The sequence below is a fragment of the Lutibacter sp. genome, assembly GCF_046055765.1.
Taxonomy (GTDB): domain Bacteria; phylum Bacteroidota; class Bacteroidia; order Flavobacteriales; family Flavobacteriaceae; genus Lutibacter.
In genome coordinates this window covers 1-17107 of the sequence record NZ_JASFZF010000106.1, presented here as the reverse complement: position 1 = coordinate 17107, position 17107 = coordinate 1, and the positions used below count along the sequence as shown (strand labels likewise).

Here is a 17107-nt window from a genome sequence, read left to right as displayed (position 1 = left end):
GAAGTGTTTTTAACAGTCATAAAATGAAGCCAAGAATTACCTTAAAAAAAATAGCGAAAGAGTTTGGAGTATCAATTTCAACGGTTTCAAAAGCGTTAAAAGATAGCCATGAAATTAGCGAAGAAACTAGAGGGAAAATAAAGGCATTTGCAGATTATTATAATTATAAACCTAATAGTTTAGCGTTACAATTAAGAAATCAAAAAACTTCAGTAATTGGGGTTATTATACCTGAAATTGTTCATCATTTTTTTTCAACAGTAATTAATGGAATTGAACAGTATGCAAATGAAAAAGGATATAGTGTAATTGTTTGTTTGTCTAATGAATCGTATGAAAAAGAAGTTTCCAATTTTGGTGTTCTTACTAATGGCAGTGTAGATGGTTTAATAGTGTCTGTTGCTAGAGAAACACAAGAAAATCAAATATATAAGCACTTTGATGCACTTGTAAAAGATGATTTCCCATTAGTATTGTTTGATAGGATTATTGATGAAATTGAATGCGATAAAATTATTATTGATGATGTTGGAGGAGCATATAAAGCTACAAACCACCTAATTGAAATAGGTGCAAAACGAATTGCGTTAATAACAACCCAAGATTATATTACCGTAGGTTCATTAAGGAAAGAAGGATATTTAAAAGCATTAGTAAGTAGTGGTATTGCTATTGATGAGAGTTTGATTTATAAAATTGATGACAATAAAGATTTGTATGAACAAATAGGTAAAATTATCAATGTTCCAAACCCACCTGATGCAATTTTAGCCGTCAATGAAATTTATGCAGCAATTACTTTAAAAACAGCAAAAGCAAAAGGTCTAATTATTCCTAATGATGTTGCAATAATTGGTTTTACAAGTGGATTAATTTCTGAATTTACTTCACCTAGACTAACATCTGTAGAACAACATGGAGATTTAATGGGTAGAAATGCAGCTGAATTATTAATAAATAGAATTGAAAGTACAGCGCCAAATGAATTTCAAAAAGAAGTGATTTCTCCAAATCTTAAAATTAGAAAATCCACACTGTCAGTTAATTAAGTTTTTTAAATTGTTTGAATCAAATTTTAAATTTGAGAATTAATTTTTCTATTTTTTTTGCACAACTCAAAGGTTATAGTACTAGATTTTTATTTTTTTAGCTTAAATTGAGTCTTCAAAAATGAAAAAACTATAAAATAAATTTATATATTTGTCTTGTAAAAGTAATTTTACAGTACTATTTTTCACACTTCACACAAAAACAATCAAAGCAGTAAAGCTTTGCATTGTGTCATTTTAATAGTAATATTTATGGAAAAACGGAAACTAGGTTTCTGGGATATTTGGAACATGAGTTTCGGATTCTTAGGAATACAAATGGGTTTTGCATTACAAAATGCTAATGTGAGTAGAATTTTTCAAACTCTTGGAGCAAAAATTGATGATATACCTATTTTATGGGTAGCAGCGCCTCTAACAGGATTAATTATACAACCCATCATTGGTTACTTTAGTGATAGAACTTGGCATCCTAAGTTTGGACGTCGAAGACCATATTTCCTTGTTGGAGCAATTTTAGCATCTTCAGCTTTATTTATTATGCCAAATTCACCCGTCTTATGGTTTGCTGCGGGAATGTTATGGATTATGGATGCATCTATCAACGTTTCAATGGAACCTTTTAGAGCTTTTGTAGGAGATAATTTACCTGAAGACCAAAGAACAAAAGGTTTTGCAATGCAAAGTTTTTTTATTGGTATTGGAGCTTATGTAGCTTCCAAATTACCTTTAACACTAACTTATTTAGGCGTTTCAAATATGGCTCCTGAAGGTGTTATTCCAGATTCTGTTAAATATTCATTTTACATTGGTGGAGCAGTTTTTTTATTGGCAGTTTTATGGACGGTAATTCGTTCTAAAGAATATTCACCAGAAGAATTAATTGAATTTGAAAAGAACAAAAGTGAATCTTTTGAAACTGTAAAGAAAGATCCAAATTGGTACTTTATCAATGGAAAATCTCATTTAAAAATAGGTGTTATTGTTTTATTGATTGGTTTTGTTTCTTCCTTTTTGGTTTATGAGTATGGTTTGAAAAAAGATTTATTTGTTTTAACATTAGGGCTATTAAGTTTAGGTGGTATAGCATTAGTAATTTCAGGAATTATGCAGAAAATGAACCGTGTAAATAATGTATTTGTTAACATTATGAACGATTTTCAAACAATGCCAAAGCTTATGAAACAATTGGCTATTGTTCAATTCTTTTCTTGGTTTGCATTATTTTCTATGTGGATTTATACTACTGGAGCTGTAACGGAACATATTTATAAAACAACTGACCCAACGTCAGAAGCATTTAATACAGGTGCAAATCAGGTTGGGGAAATGTTTGCTAATTATAATATTATTGCTGCTTTGGTTGCCTTTTTATTACCTGTACTTGCAAGAAAAACGAGCCGAAAATTTACCCATTTTCTTGCTCTTGTAGTAGGTGGTTTTGGACTAATGTCAATCTATTTCATCAATACGCCTTCAACTTTAATGTTAGAATGGTTACCTATGATTGGTGTTGGTATTGCTTGGGCTAGTATTTTGTCAATCCCTTATTCTATGCTATCGAGTGCTTTACCAGCTTCCAAAATGGGCTATTTTATGGGTGTATTCAACTTTTTTATTGTAATTCCTCAACTTGTAGCTGCTTCTATTTTAGGATTTTTAGTTTCTACATTTTTTGATAATCAGCCTATTTATGCATTATTAATTGGAGGTATTTCAATGATTATAGCAGGGGTGATTTCCCTAACAGTTGATGATAATTTAAAAATTGAAACCGATGAATAAAAATTTAGCCTTTATATTTGATTTAGATGGTGTAATTGTAGATACTGCAAAGTATCATTATTTAGCTTGGCGAAATTTAGCAAACTCTTTAGGATTCGATTTTACGGTAGAACAAAATGAACAGTTAAAAGGGGTGAGTAGAATAAAATCGCTCGAAATTTTGTTAAACATTGGAAAAGTAGAACTATCTGAAGAAAAAAAACAAACACTATTAGTTGAAAAGAATAGAGAATATTTAGAATATGTCAATACTATGACACCTGATGAAATACTTCCGGGAGTAAACCAACTATTAAACTTTTTAGATTATAATAACATAAAATATGTATTAGGTTCAGCAAGTAAAAATGCACCATTAATTCTAGAAAAAGTAGAATTAAATAATAGGTTTGTAGCAATTGTTGATGGTAATGATGTGTCTAAAGCCAAACCAAATCCGGAAGTATTTTTAAAAGGAGCTGAAAAATTAAACATGAAGCCAGAAAACTGTGTTGTTGTTGAAGATGCGATAGCCGGAGTTCAGGCTGCAAACACAGCCAATATGGTAAGTATTGGAATTGGAGATGCAAATGTACTAAGTGAAGCAGATTATAACTTTAAAGATATGACTGAAATCACTTCAGATTTTTTAAGAAATCTAATTAATTAAGAAAATGAATAAGAATTATATAGTTCCAAATGAATGGTCTATCATTGAAGAAGTTTTTGATGCTAAAAATGTTATGGCATCAGAAAGCCTTTTTAGTATAGGAAATGGAGCAATGGGGCAAAGAGCCAATTTTGAAGAGGATTATAGTGGAGAAACTCTGCAAGGAAGTTATATTGGAGGTATATATTATCCAGATAAAACAAGAGTTGGTTGGTGGAAAAATGGATATCCAGAATATTTTGCAAAGGTGTTAAATGCGCCAAATTGGATTGGAATTCACATACAAATTAATTCAACAAATTTAGATTTAAATACGTGTAAAGTAGCTAATTTTAGAAAAGAGTTAAATATGAAAGAAGGATGGTTAAGTCGTTCTTTTATTGCAACACTTAAAACTGGTGAAGAAATTGAAGTAAAAACTAAAAGACTTATCAGTATTGAGTTAAATGAAGTTGGAGCTATAGAATACAGTATTAAAGCATTAAATTTTTCAGGAGAAATTACTTTTTCACCTTATTTAGATACCGGTATTATTAATGAAGATTCTAATTATGATGAGTATTTTTGGGAAACTCTAAAAGTTGTTGAAGGTAAAAATAAAGGATGTATTTATTCTAAAACACTTAAAACCGAGTTTCATGTAGGTACTGCAATGAAGGTTTCATTTCTTTTAAATAATAAAGATATTGATGTTGATCAAAAAACTAAAAAGGAAGAAAAATCACTTACTTATACCTATAAAATAAAAGTTTTAGAAGGAGATACAGCTACAATTTTAAAATATGGTAGCTATGTTAGTTCACTAAATTATAATAAAAATGAACTAATTGAAGCTGCATTAAATAATGTTCATGACTCAAGTAATTTAGGGTTTCAAGAATTATTGAATTTACAAAAAAAATCGTGGGATAAAATTTGGCATTCTTCAGATATTATTATAGAAGGTGATATTAAAGCACAGCAGGGTATTAGATTCAATATTTTTCAATTAAACCAAACCTATTTGGGTACTGATGCACGTTTAAATATTGGGCCAAAAGGTTTTACCGGTGAAAAATACGGTGGAAGTACTTATTGGGATACAGAGGCTTATTGTATTCCTTTTTATATGGGTACAAAAAAATCAAATGTGGCAAAAAACTTATTACTATACCGTTACAATCAGTTAGATAAAGCAATTGAAAATGCTGAGAAATTAGGATTTAAAAATGGAGCGGCATTGTATCCAATGGTTACAATGAATGGTGAAGAATGCCATAACGAATGGGAAATTACTTTTGAAGAAATTCATAGAAATGGTGCCATGGTTTATGGAATTTATAACTATGTAAATTACACACAAGATTTTGAATATATTCCAAAATTTGGATTAGAAGTTATTATTGCTATTGCACGTTTTTGGCATCAAAGAGCAAATTTTTCAGCTGATAAAAATAAGTATGTTATTCTTGGGGTTACGGGCCCAAATGAATATGAAAACAATATTAATAATAATTTTTATACAAATTATTTAGCAAAATGGTGTATTGAGTATGCAGTAAATTGTTTAAATAAAGTAAAACAGGAGTTCCCTAAAGATTTTAATAGAATTATAGAAAAAACAAATTTAACAGGTGAAGAAACTTTTAATTGGTTAAAAGTTGCAGATAATATGTATTTTCCATTTAGTAAAAAACACAATGTGTATTTACAACAAGATGGTTTTTTAGATAAAGAACTTATTCCAGTAAGCAAACTGCCAAATTCTGAACGACCAATTAACCAAAAATGGTCTTGGGATCGTATTTTGCGTTCTTGCTATATAAAACAAGCTGATGTTTTACAAGGAATGTATCTATTTGAAGATAAATTTAGTAAAGATGAATTAGAGCGTCATTTCGATTTTTATGAGCCAATTACAGTACATGAATCATCATTATCTCCTTGTGTACATTCAATTTTAGCAGCATCAATTGATAGAATGCCAAAAGCGTATGAACAATATGTACGTACTTCTCGTTTAGATTTAGATGATTATAATCATGAAGTAGATGAAGGTTGTCATATCACAAGTATGGCAGGAACTTGGATGTCAATTGTACAAGGTTTTGGAGGAATGCGTGTGTGTGAAAAAGGAAATTTATCATTTAAGCCTCAAATTCCAAAGGAATGGAATTCGTATGCTTTCACTATAAATTTTAGAAATCAAACGCTTAAAGTTAAAGTAAATAGCTCTGAAACTATATTTGAACTTGATGGGTCTAAAGATTTAAAAATTAAAGTAGAAAATAAAATAATAACAGTTTCTCCTAATAGCTTAGTAACTGTATAATTTAGAATATTGCTTTATAAATAGTAATTGTAGTATTTATAAAGCAATAATTTATTAAATAACTTTTTCAAATGAAAAAACTAATATTTATAGTCGTTTTATTTTTTACAACTTCAATATTTTCTCAAATAACAAAAATAGAACCTCCTTTTTGGTGGGTAGGAATGAACAATCATCAATTGGAAATTATGATTTATGGTGAAAATATTTCTCAATACAAACCATCAATTGACGCTAATACAATTAAATTAATTGAAGTTAAAAGAACGGAAAACACAAATTATTTATTTTTAAATATAGATTTGACAGATGCAGTTTCTGGAATGTTTAAAATTAAATTTTCAAAAAAAGGAAAACGAAATAATTTTAGTATTGATTATGAGTTAAAAACTCGAAAAAAAGACTCTAAGCTACGTGAAGGTTTTAATAGTTCTGATGTTATTTACTTAATAACGCCCGATCGTTTTGCAAATGCAAATTCTTCAAATGATATTGTTAAAGGGTTAAAAGAAGCAAAAATTGATAGAAAAAACGGTTATGCCCGTCATGGAGGTGATATAAAAGGAATTATAAATCACCTTAATTATATTGATGAGATGGGGTTTACTGCTATTTGGCCAACACCTGTTTTAACAAATGATATGGAACAAAGTTCGTATCACGGTTATGCAATTACAGATTTGTATCATCCAGATCCAAGATTTGGAACTATGGATGAGTACATTGAGTTAGCTACAAAATCTAAAGAAAAAGGATTGAAATTTGTGATGGATCAAGTTGCAAATCATATTGGTTTGGGACATTGGTGGATGCATGATTTGCCTTCAAAGAATTGGATTAATTATCAAAAAGAATATTTAGAAGGTAAGTTAGTAATTACAAACCATAGAAGAACTACAAATCAAGATATGTATGCTTCAAAAAGCGATTCAAAACTAATGAAAGAAGGTTGGTTTGTTTCTGCAATGCCAGATTTAAATCAAAAAAATCCGTTGGTTGCAAATTATTTAATTCAAAATAGTATTTGGTGGGCTGAAATTTTAGGCTTGGCAGGAATTCGCCAAGATACATATCCCTATTCAGACAAATATTTTATGAGTAAATGGGCAGGAGCAATTATGGCTGAGTACCCCAATTTTAGTATTGTTGGGGAGGAATGGAGTTTAAATCCGTTATTGGTTGGTTATTGGCAAAAAGACTCCAAAAATAAAGATGGGTATCAATCTAATTTAACTTCAACAATGGATTTTCCTATGCAGCGTGCAGTAGTAGATGCTTTGAATGAAAACGAAAGTTGGGAAAAAGGGTTTGTAAAAATGTATGAAGGTTTGGCAAATGATTTTTCGTATGCAAATCCAAATGATATTATGATTTTTCCAGACAATCATGATATGAGTCGTATTTATACCCAGTTAGGTGAAGATAAAGTAAAAACAAAAATGGCTATAGGTTATTTATTAGCTTTACCAAGAATTGTGCAGATTTATTATGGAACAGAAATATTGATGAACGACACAGCAAAACCTGGTGATCACGGTTTAATTAGGTCTGATTTTCCAGGAGGTTGGGACAATGATAAAGTGAATGCATTTACTGGAGAAGGTTTAAGTGAAGATCAAAAAGAAATGCAATCTTTTCTGAAAAAAGTATTGAATTACAGAAAAAATAGTAATGCAATTCATAGTGGAAGAACAGTTCATTTTGCTCCAGAAACAAAAGTTTATGTGTTATTTAGAATTTTAGGTGATGAGATAGTAGCTGTAATTTTGAATAAAAATGAAGAGTCAATTAATTTAGATTTAACTCGTTTTGAAGAAATTGGCTTACAAGGTAAAAGGGTAAAAAATATAATTACCAATAAAGAATTTAATTGGGATAAGTCTTTAGAATTAAAATCAAGAGGAATAATTATGCTAACTACAAAATTATAATTCATGAAAGCTTTAAATTTTGAAGGTCATAATCATTCTGAAAATTTTTGGAATCAGCGATTCCAAATACCTATTGAATTTTTACTAAAAAAATAATAAATGAATTTTTTAAAAATAAACATACTATTACTTTTCTTTGCTGGCTTTTTTGTGAATGCACAAAATTCTAATCGTAAGTTTATCAATTTTGAAGAAAATGGTGCAATTGTTAAGATTAAAACAAATGATGGAATTTATCTAATTAAGCCGTATTCAAATAAAATAATTGAAACATCATTTATTCCAAATGGTGAAGTCTTTAATCCAAATTCTCATGCGGTAGTTTTAAACCCTTCTACGGTTAAATTTATAATTCAAAAAAGTGAAAATTCAATTCATTTGAAGACTTCAGGTATTTCACTTGAAATAAAAAAACAACCTTTTCAAATTTCTTATTCATATAAAAATAAACCACTTATCTCGGAAAGAAAAGGATATGTTAAAAATAAAAAAAATGAAATTTTAGATTTTAATTTAACGGCTGAAGAAATTTTATTTGGCGGAGGCGCAAGAGCCTTAGGAATGAATAGAAGAGGCAACCGTTTGCAATTGTATAATAAAGCACATTATGGTTACGAAACCCATTCGGAATTAATGAATTATACTATTCCGCTGGTGTATTCATCTAATTTATACGCCATTCATTTTGATAATGCGCCTATAGGTTATTTAGATTTAGATAGTAAAAAGGATAACTCGTTACAGTACGAAACAATTTCTGGTAGAAAAACATATCAAGTTGTTGCAGGTGATAATTGGATTGATTTAATAGATCAATATACTAATTTAACGGGGAAACAACCTATGATTCCGCGTTGGGCATTGGGGAATTTTTCAAGTAGGTTTGGGTACCATTCTCAGGAAGAAACAATGCGTACAATTGATAAATTTATTGAAGAAGAAATTCCTGTTGATGCCATCATTTTAGATTTGTATTGGTTTGGAAAAGAGATTAAAGGTACGATGGGAAATTTTGAATTTTTAAAAGATTCGTTTCCTAATCCAAAAAAAATGATAGCTGATTTAAAAGCAAAAGGGATTAAAACCATTTTAATTACAGAGCCTTTTGTGCTAACTACTTCTAAGAAATGGGGTGAAGCTGTTGAAAAAAATATTTTAGGACTTACTGATAAAGGAGAACCTTATACCTACGATTTTTACTTTGGAAATACTGGAATTATAGATATTTTTAAGCCAGAAGGTAAAAAATGGTTTTGGGATATTTACCAAAAATATGCAAATTATGGTGTTGAAGGCTGGTGGGGAGATTTAGGAGAGCCAGAAGTGCATCCGTCAGATTTATTACACGCAACTGGAACTGCTGATGAAGTTCATAATATTTATGGGCATAATTGGGCAAAACTCATTTTTGAAGGATACAAAAAAAATTATCCCAACCAACGCCCATTTATTTTAATGCGTGCAGGATATTCAGGTTCACAGCATTATGGGCTAATTCCATGGTCTGGCGATGTGAACAGAAGTTGGGGGGGATTGCAATCTCAGCCAGAAATTGCTTTACAAATGGGAATGCAAGGTTTAGGATATATGCACTCGGATTTAGGTGGTTTTGCTGGTGCTAATTTAGATGACGAGTTATATACACGTTGGTTACAATATGGTGTTTTTCAACCAATATATCGCCCTCACGCGCAAGAAGAAGTGCCTTCTGAACCAGTCTTTAGAGAAACCAAAACAAAGGATTTAGCAAAAAAATCAATAGCATTAAGGTATCAATTATTACCGTATAATTATACGTTGGTTTTTGAAAACAATCAGAAAGGAACGCCTTTAATGCGCCCATTGTTTTTTGAAGAAAAAGGAAATAATAACTTATTTTTAAACGATAAAACCTATTTATGGGGAAGTAATTTTTTAGTCAGTCCAGTGGTGAAATCAGGTTTAAAAGAACAAGAAGTTTATTTTCCTTCAACGTCAAATTGGTTTGATTTTTATACAGATGAGAAAGTTAAAGGAGGACAAACAAAAATTATACAGCTTAAAGAAGAAAGTATTCCTACCTATGTAAAAGGAGGTTCATTTATTCCTAGAATTCAAACAATTCAAAATACAACAAATTATAATTTAAAAATCTTCGATTTACATTTTTATTTTGATGAAACAGTTAGTGAAAGTGAAGATAAATTGTATAATGATGATGGAGAAACGAAAAATGCTTATGAAAAAGGATTGTATGAAATTATAGAATTTGAAAGCGAATATAAAAATAATAGATTGCATATTGAAATTGAGCATGAATTGGGAGGGAATTATCAATTTTCTTCAAGAAAAATAAATTTAATCATTCATAATATTTCAAGAAAACCAAAAAAAATAAAAGGATATACATTTGACTGGAATGACAACAATAAAATACTAAAAATTCTAGTTTCAATAAATAATCCTTCAGAAAAGTCAATAAAAATTAGATTATAAAAAAATGAAAAAATACTTATTAATACTCCTTTTTGTAGTTGTTGCTGCTTGTAATTCTGAGAAAAATGACGACGGATTAGTATTAACTACCAATATTGAAAAACCTTTTATTTGGGAAAATGCAACCATCTATTTTTTATTGACAGATAGATTTTACAATGCAGACACTTTAAATGATGTAAATTTTAATAGAACTAAAAAAACCGAAAAACTTCGTGGTTTTGAAGGTGGTGATATTAAAGGGATTACAAAAAAAATTGAAGAGGGTTATTTCACAAAACTAGGTATTAATGCCATTTGGTTTACACCAATTGTAGAACAAATTCATGGAGCTGTTGATGAAGGAACAGGTGCAACGTTTGGATATCATGGGTATTGGACTAAAGATTGGACTGCTTTAGATCCAAGTTTTGGAACAAAAGAAGATTTAAAAAAGCTGGTTGAAATTGCGCATAAAAATGGAATTAGAATTTTATTAGATGGTGTTATAAATCATACGGGACCTGTTACAAAAAAAGATCATGTTTGGCCAAATGATTGGGTGAGAACAGAGCCTCAATGTGATTATCAAAATTATAAATCAACGGTTACTTGTACGCTTGTTAAAAATTTACCAGATGTTAAAACGGAAAGTGACGAAAATGTTGAAATTCCATCTCAATTAACAGAACAATGGAAATTAGAAGGAAGATATGAGCAAGAAATGAAAGAATTGGAGGTTTTTTTTGCTAGAACTGGTTATCCAAGAGCACCACGTTTTTATATTATAAAATGGCTCACAGATTATATCAAAGAATTCGGTATTGATGGTTATAGAGCTGACACTGTAAAACACACGGAAGAATTTGTTTGGGATGAATTTAAAACTGAATGTGAGTATGCATTTCAACAATGGAAAGAGAATAACCCAAATAAAGTGTTAGACACAAATAATTTTTATTTGGTGGGAGAAGTATATAATTATGGAATTAGTGATGGGCAATTTTTTGACTTTGGAGATAAAAAAGTAAACTATTTTAAGAATGGTTTTAATAGTTTAATAAACTTTGAGTTTAAATGGAATGCAGCACAAAACAGCTACGAAGAATTATTTTCAAAATATTCCTCAATTTTAAATAGTAAATTAAAAGGATTTGGCGTTTTAAATTATGTGAGTTCACATGATGATGGCGCTCCTTTTGATAAGGATAGAATAAAACCATTTGAGTCTGCAACTAAATTATTATTGTGTCCTGGAACTTCTCAAGTATATTATGGCGATGAATCTGCTAGGCCTTTAATTATAGAAGGTGCAAGTGGAGATGCAAACTTACGTTCAACCATGAATTGGGACGAAATTGCTATAAATGAGAAAACAAAATTAATTTTATCACATTGGCAAAAGCTAGGAAATTTCCGTAATAATCACCCTGCAATTGGAGCTGGAATACATAAAATGATTAGTCTGCAACCTTATATTTTTCAGAGAATTTATACTTCAAAAAATTATACAGATGCCGTTGTTATTGGTTTAGATTTAAATGAAGGTGAAAAAGAATTAAATGTAAGTTCTATTTTTAAAAATGGAGCTGTTTTAATTGATGCCTATTCTGGAACTGAAGTTCTAGTTAAAAATGGAATAGTAAAATTAGATACAGTGTTTAGTATTGTTTTATTAGAATTAAAGAAATAGGATGAAAACTTTAAAAATAACCATATTCGTAATTAGTATTTTTCTGTTTTCATGTTCAAAGGGAAATAAATTAGGGACAAAAATTGCTTCACCAAATAAAGCTATTGAAGTAGTTTTTAATGTAACTGAGAAAGGAGAAGCTACTTATACGGTAAGTTTTAAAAATAATGAAGTAATTAAGACATCAACATTAGGATTCAATTTAAAAGGTGCACCTTCTTTAAAAAGAGATTTTAAGCTAATTAATACTAAAAAAAGTAGTTTTAATGAAGTTTGGGAAATGCCTTGGGGAGAACAAACTAAAGTCAAAAATAACTATAATCAACTTAAAATTAAGTTACAAGAAACTTCAGAATTAAAGCGAAAATTAAACCTAACTTTTAGAGTTTATAATGACGGAATAGGGTTTAGATATGAGTTTCCTCAACAAAAAAATATTTCAGAAGTTTTTATTACTGAAGAAAAAACAACTTTTAATTTAACCGATGATCATAAAGTTTGGTGGATTCCTGGAGATTGGGATATTTATGAGCATTTGTATAATACAACACTGTTTTCTAAGATTGATGCAAAGTCTAAAGCAAATCGTCATGACTTAGCTCAAACTTCAATACCAGAAAATGCAGTAAATACTCCAGTTACTATGAAAACCAAAAGTGGATTATATTTGAGTTTTCATGAAGCAAGTTTGGTTAATTATTCAGGAATGACTTTAAAAGTTGATACTGTTAATTTTACAATGACAAGTAATTTAGTTGGTTCGAATAATTTAGATTATAAAGTTAAAAGAACAATACCTTTTCATACTCCTTGGAGAACCATTCAAATTGTTGAAAAAGCAAGCGATTTAATAGCATCTAATTTAATAGTTAATCTTAATGAGCCAAACAAATTGGAAGATATTTCTTGGTTTAGACCTACAAAATACACAGGTATTTGGTGGGAAATGCATTTAGGGAAATCGTATTGGGATATGGCTTCTGGTAAACATGGAGCAACTACTAAAAATGCAAAAGCATTTATAGATTTTTCAGCAAAAAATAATATTGGTGCTGTGTTAGTTGAAGGTTGGAATACCGGTTGGGAGCATTGGATTGGTTTTGAAGATAGAGAGGGTGTTTTTGATTTTGTAACTCCTTATTCAGATTATGATTTACAAGAAGTGGTACGATATGGTAAAGAAAAAGGTGTTGAAATTATTATGCATCATGAAACTTCTGCAGCTACTGAAACTTATGAAAAACAACAAGATACGGCTTATGCTTTAATGAAAAGTCTAGGTATTCATGTCGTTAAAACGGGTTATGTTGGTAAAATATTACCTAAAGGTGAATATCATCATGGGCAATATATGGTAAATCAGTATAACAATGCTGTTAAAAAAGCAGCTAAATACCAAATAGCTATTAATGCACACGAGCCAATTAAAGCGACAGGTTTAAGAAGAACTTATCCAAATACAATCTCAAGAGAAGGCTTACGTGGACAAGAGTTTAATGCATGGTCATCAGATGGGGGAAATCCACCTGAGCATTTAACAATTGTAGCTTTTACAAGAATGTTAGCTGGACCAATAGATTATACTCCAGGTATTTTTGATATTAAATTTGATTCATGGAAAAAGGATAATCAAGTAAATACAACCATTGCACAACAATTGGCATTGTATGTGGTGATTTACAGTCCAGTTCAAATGGCTGCTGATTTAATTGAAAACTATGAAGGAAATTCTGCTTTACAGTTTATTAGAGATGTTGGAGTAGATTGGCAGCAAACTAACGTTTTAAATGGTGAAGTAGGAGATTTTGTTACAATTGCAAGAAAAGAAAGAAATTCAGAAAATTGGTTTGTAGGTGGAATTACAGATGAAAATTCTAGAAGAATGAATATTAATTTTGATTTCTTATCTAAAAATATAGTTTACAATGCTACGATTTATGAAGACGGAAAAGATGCGCATTGGGATAAAAATCCGACAGCAATTAATATTAGAAAAATAGAAATTTCAAGTCAATCAAAAATAAATATAAAATTAGCTCCAGGAGGAGGATTTGCCATAAGTTTAAAACCGAAAAAATAATTAATAATGAAAAATAGTATAATAATAGCAATTTTAATTGTCACTGTTGCTTGTAAAACAGAAATCAAAAAGGAAGAAATGAGTGTCAAAAAGGAAATTTTATCGCCAATTTCAAATGAAGCCTTAGAAAATGCGATTATTTATGAAGCTAATATTCGTCAATATTCTGAAGAAGGAACATTGAATGAGTTTACCAAAGATATTCCACAATTAAAGGAATTAAGTGTTAAAATTATTTGGTTAATGCCAATTTATCCAATTTCTACAACAAAAAGTAAAGGGAGTTTAGGAAGTTATTACGCAATTTCAGATTATACAAAAGTCAATCCGGAATTTGGAAATTTAGAAGATGTAAAAAACTTAATTCATACAGCTCATGAAAATGGAATGTATGTAATATTAGATTGGGTAGCAAACCATACGGGATGGGATCATGTTTGGTTAAAAGAACATCCAGAATATTATACCAAAAATGAAAAAGGAGAGATTACGCATACGGTTGGAACTGATTGGACTGATGTTGCTGATTTAAATTATGACAATAAAGAAATGCGTGCTGAAATGTTAGAAGACATGAAATACTGGCTCAAAGAAGTTGATATTGATGGATTTAGATGTGATGTGGCAGGAATGGTTCCAGTAGATTTTTGGGAACATACAGTTACTGAATTAAAAAAGGTGAAACCTATTTTTATGTTAGCCGAAGCTTGGGAGCCTGAGTTAATGAAAAATGCTTTTGATATGAGTTATGGTTGGGATACACATCACATAATGAATAAAATAGTAACAGGAGATGAAACCGTTAAAAATTGGGATGCTAGAATGAATCAAATAGATACGCTTTACAAAAAGGATGATATTTTAATGAATTTTGTAACGAATCATGATGAAAACTCTTGGAATGGAAGTGTAAAAGAACGTATGGGAGATGCTTCTGAAGTTATGCTAGCATTATCATATTGTGCGCCAGGTATGCCTTTAATTTATAGTGGTCAAGAATATGATATGAATAAACGATTATTATTTTTTGAAAAGGATACTATTAAAAAGACAAAAGGTGTTGTTTGGCCAATATTAGAAAAATTAGGTCAGCTAAAACACAATAATAAGGCATTAAATGGTGGTAAAAATGCGGCTTCATATGTTAAAATAAATTCTTCAGATAATGAGCACATATTAATTTTTACTAGAAAAAAAGAAGGTGATAAAATTACATTTATAGCAAATTTATCAAAAAATGAAATAAAATTCACTTCAAAAATTGAAGGAGAATATAAAGACTATCTGTCGAATGAAAAAATTACATTTTCAAATGAGAAACCTCAATTATTTAAACCATGGGAATTTAAAATATTAATGAATTAATATATTGAAAATTAGTATAATAAAATAATGAAAAGGGATAAAAACTAGTTCCCTTTTTTAGTGATTTCCTACGAAATCGTTTTAGTGAATAAAGAGTATATTTGTAGGAAAAAAATCCATTAAAAAGTAATTTTGTTGTATATTTTCAACCAATGAATGAACCCATAAATAAGATTGCCGTTTTAACCTCAGGAGGAGATGCTCCAGGTATGAATGCAGCAATAAGAGCGGTTGTTAGAGCCTGTAGTTATTACAGTGTAGAATGTGTAGGAGTTTATAGAGGATATCAAGGTTTGATTGAAGGAGATTTTGAAACTATTTCGGCGAGAAACGTAAGTAATATTATAAATAAAGGAGGTACAATACTTAAATCTGCCCGGTCATTAGAGTTTAAAACTAAAGAAGGAAGAGCCAAAGCTTATAAAAACTTAAAAACACAAGGTATTGGAGCTCTTGTACTTATTGGAGGTGATGGTACTTTTACGGGAGGATTAAAATTCATTAAAGAATACAATTTTCCACTTGTGGGGATTCCTGGAACTATTGATAATGATATTTACGGTACAGATAATACCATAGGCTATGACACTGCATTAAATACCGTTGTTGAAGTAATTGATAAAATACGTGATACGGCAAGTTCACATAATAGATTATTTTTTATTGAAGTAATGGGAAGAGATGCAGGTTTTATTGCTTTAAATGCAGGGATTGGTGCAGGGGCTGAAGAAATTTTAATTCCTGAAAAAAATATTGGTTTAGAAAAATTTGTAGATTCTCTTAACAAAGGTAGAGATAATGGTAAAACATCTAGTATTGTAGTTGTTTCCGAAGGAGATAAAATAGGGAAAAATGTTTTTGAATTAGCTGATTATATTTCTGAAAATTTTTCAGAATACGATGTAAGAGTATCTGTTTTAGGTCATATGCAACGAGGAGGCTCTCCAAGTTGTTTTGATAGAGTGCTTGCAAGTAGGTTAGGCGTTGCTGCAGTTGAAGCTTTGTTAGATAAATCAACAGGGGTTATGATTGGTATTACAGAAAATAAAATATCGAAAGTTGAGTTAGATAAGGCTATAAAAATGAACAATGATATTAATATAGAATTACTTAAAGTGGCTGAAATAACTTCAGTATAAAATAGAATAATAATAGAAACTAATAAAAATAAAAAAATGTCAACAGTTAAAATTGGAATTAACGGATTTGGTAGAATAGGAAGAATTGCTTTTAGAGTAGCAGCAAGCAGACCAAATGTAGAAGTAGTAGGAATTAATGATTTATTAGCGGTAGATCATTTAGCATATTTATTAAAATATGATTCAGTTCACGGTCGATTTGATGGAACAATTGAAGTAAAAAATGGCAACTTAGTTGTAAACGGAAACGAAATTAGAGTATCTGCAGAACGTAACCCAGAAGATTTAAAATGGGATGCTGTTGGAGCTGATGTTGTTTTAGATTGTACAGGGATTTTTACAAACCTAGAAGGTGCAGGGAAACACATTACAGCAGGAGCTAAAAAAGTTGCTATTTCTGCACCATCTGCAGATGCACCAATGTTTGTAATGGGTGTAAATCATAAAAATATAACAGCTGCTGATACAATTGTTTCAAATGCATCTTGTACAACAAACTGTTTAGCTCCAATAGCTAAAGTATTAAATGATAAATTTGGTATTGTTGAAGGGTTAATGACAACAGTTCATGCTGCAACAGCAACACAATTTACAGTTGATGGTCCTTCAAAAAAAGATTTTAGACTTGGTCGTGCATCTTTAAATAACATT

General features: G+C 30.0%; 11 protein-coding genes. All 11 read left to right on the top strand.

Annotated elements, in window-relative coordinates; translation table 11 throughout:
* Positions 1-23 precede the first annotated feature (23 nt).
* Positions 24-1049 carry a LacI family DNA-binding transcriptional regulator gene (locus QM495_RS10355; RefSeq protein WP_408672035.1) on the top strand — a complete coding sequence of 342 codons (1026 nt, stop codon included), beginning with the start codon at positions 24-26 and terminating at the stop codon, positions 1047-1049.
* Positions 1050-1301: 252 nt separating this feature from the next.
* A complete protein-coding gene (locus QM495_RS10350) occupies positions 1302-2834 on the top strand; it encodes an MFS transporter (protein WP_408672034.1) in 1533 nt (510 codons plus the stop codon).
* Positions 2827-3483: a beta-phosphoglucomutase gene (pgmB, locus tag QM495_RS10345; RefSeq protein ID WP_408672033.1), complete on the top strand. Its 657-nt coding sequence runs from the start codon at positions 2827-2829 to the stop codon at positions 3481-3483. The genes QM495_RS10350 and pgmB overlap by 8 nt, the downstream gene beginning before the upstream one ends.
* 4 nt (positions 3484-3487) lie before the next feature.
* A complete protein-coding gene (locus tag QM495_RS10340; protein WP_408672032.1) occupies positions 3488-5794 on the top strand; it encodes a family 65 glycosyl hydrolase domain-containing protein in 2307 nt (768 codons plus the stop codon).
* A gap of 71 nt (positions 5795-5865) precedes the next feature.
* Positions 5866-7725 carry a glycoside hydrolase family 13 protein gene (locus QM495_RS10335; RefSeq protein ID WP_408672031.1) on the top strand — a complete coding sequence of 620 codons (1860 nt, stop codon included), beginning with the start codon at positions 5866-5868 and terminating at the stop codon, positions 7723-7725.
* Between the two features lie 99 nt (positions 7726-7824).
* Positions 7825-10200 carry a TIM-barrel domain-containing protein gene (locus QM495_RS10330; protein ID WP_408672030.1) on the top strand — a complete coding sequence of 792 codons (2376 nt, stop codon included), beginning with the start codon at positions 7825-7827 and terminating at the stop codon, positions 10198-10200.
* A 4-nt stretch (positions 10201-10204) separates the two neighbouring features.
* Positions 10205-11872, top strand: a complete 1668-nt coding sequence (locus QM495_RS10325; protein WP_408672029.1) for an alpha-amylase family glycosyl hydrolase — start codon at positions 10205-10207, stop codon at positions 11870-11872.
* 1 nt (position 11873) lies between these two features.
* Positions 11874-13952, top strand: coding sequence for a glycoside hydrolase family 97 protein (locus QM495_RS10320; RefSeq protein ID WP_408672028.1), 2079 nt, complete (start codon positions 11874-11876; stop codon positions 13950-13952).
* A gap of 6 nt (positions 13953-13958) precedes the next feature.
* The gene (locus tag QM495_RS10315) at positions 13959-15317 is read left to right on the top strand and encodes an alpha-amylase family glycosyl hydrolase (RefSeq protein ID WP_408672027.1); all 1359 of its coding nucleotides are present in this window, start codon (positions 13959-13961) and stop codon (positions 15315-15317) included.
* Positions 15318-15469: 152 nt separating this feature from the next.
* On the top strand, positions 15470-16456 hold the full coding sequence (gene pfkA, locus QM495_RS10310; RefSeq protein ID WP_408672026.1) for a 6-phosphofructokinase: 987 nt from the start codon (positions 15470-15472) through the stop codon (positions 16454-16456).
* A gap of 36 nt (positions 16457-16492) precedes the next feature.
* Positions 16493-17107, top strand: a 615-nt coding sequence (locus QM495_RS10305; RefSeq protein WP_408672025.1) for a type I glyceraldehyde-3-phosphate dehydrogenase, incomplete at its 3' end; no start/stop codon positions are given.

What these genes read in the sequence shown, in the direction of transcription:
- QM495_RS10355 (WP_408672035.1), top strand. Translation starts at nt 24, where the DNA reads ATGAAGCCAAGAATTACCTTAAAAAAAATAGCGAAAGAGTTTGGAGTA.
- QM495_RS10350 (WP_408672034.1), top strand. Translation starts at nt 1,302, where the DNA reads ATGGAAAAACGGAAACTAGGTTTCTGGGATATTTGGAACATGAGTTTC.
- pgmB (WP_408672033.1), top strand. Translation starts at nt 2,827, where the DNA reads ATGAATAAAAATTTAGCCTTTATATTTGATTTAGATGGTGTAATTGTA.
- QM495_RS10340 (WP_408672032.1), top strand. Translation starts at nt 3,488, where the DNA reads ATGAATAAGAATTATATAGTTCCAAATGAATGGTCTATCATTGAAGAA.
- QM495_RS10335 (WP_408672031.1), top strand. Translation starts at nt 5,866, where the DNA reads ATGAAAAAACTAATATTTATAGTCGTTTTATTTTTTACAACTTCAATA.
- QM495_RS10330 (WP_408672030.1), top strand. Translation starts at nt 7,825, where the DNA reads ATGAATTTTTTAAAAATAAACATACTATTACTTTTCTTTGCTGGCTTT.
- QM495_RS10325 (WP_408672029.1), top strand. Translation starts at nt 10,205, where the DNA reads ATGAAAAAATACTTATTAATACTCCTTTTTGTAGTTGTTGCTGCTTGT.
- QM495_RS10320 (WP_408672028.1), top strand. Translation starts at nt 11,874, where the DNA reads ATGAAAACTTTAAAAATAACCATATTCGTAATTAGTATTTTTCTGTTT.
- QM495_RS10315 (WP_408672027.1), top strand. Translation starts at nt 13,959, where the DNA reads ATGAAAAATAGTATAATAATAGCAATTTTAATTGTCACTGTTGCTTGT.
- pfkA (WP_408672026.1), top strand. Translation starts at nt 15,470, where the DNA reads ATGAATGAACCCATAAATAAGATTGCCGTTTTAACCTCAGGAGGAGAT.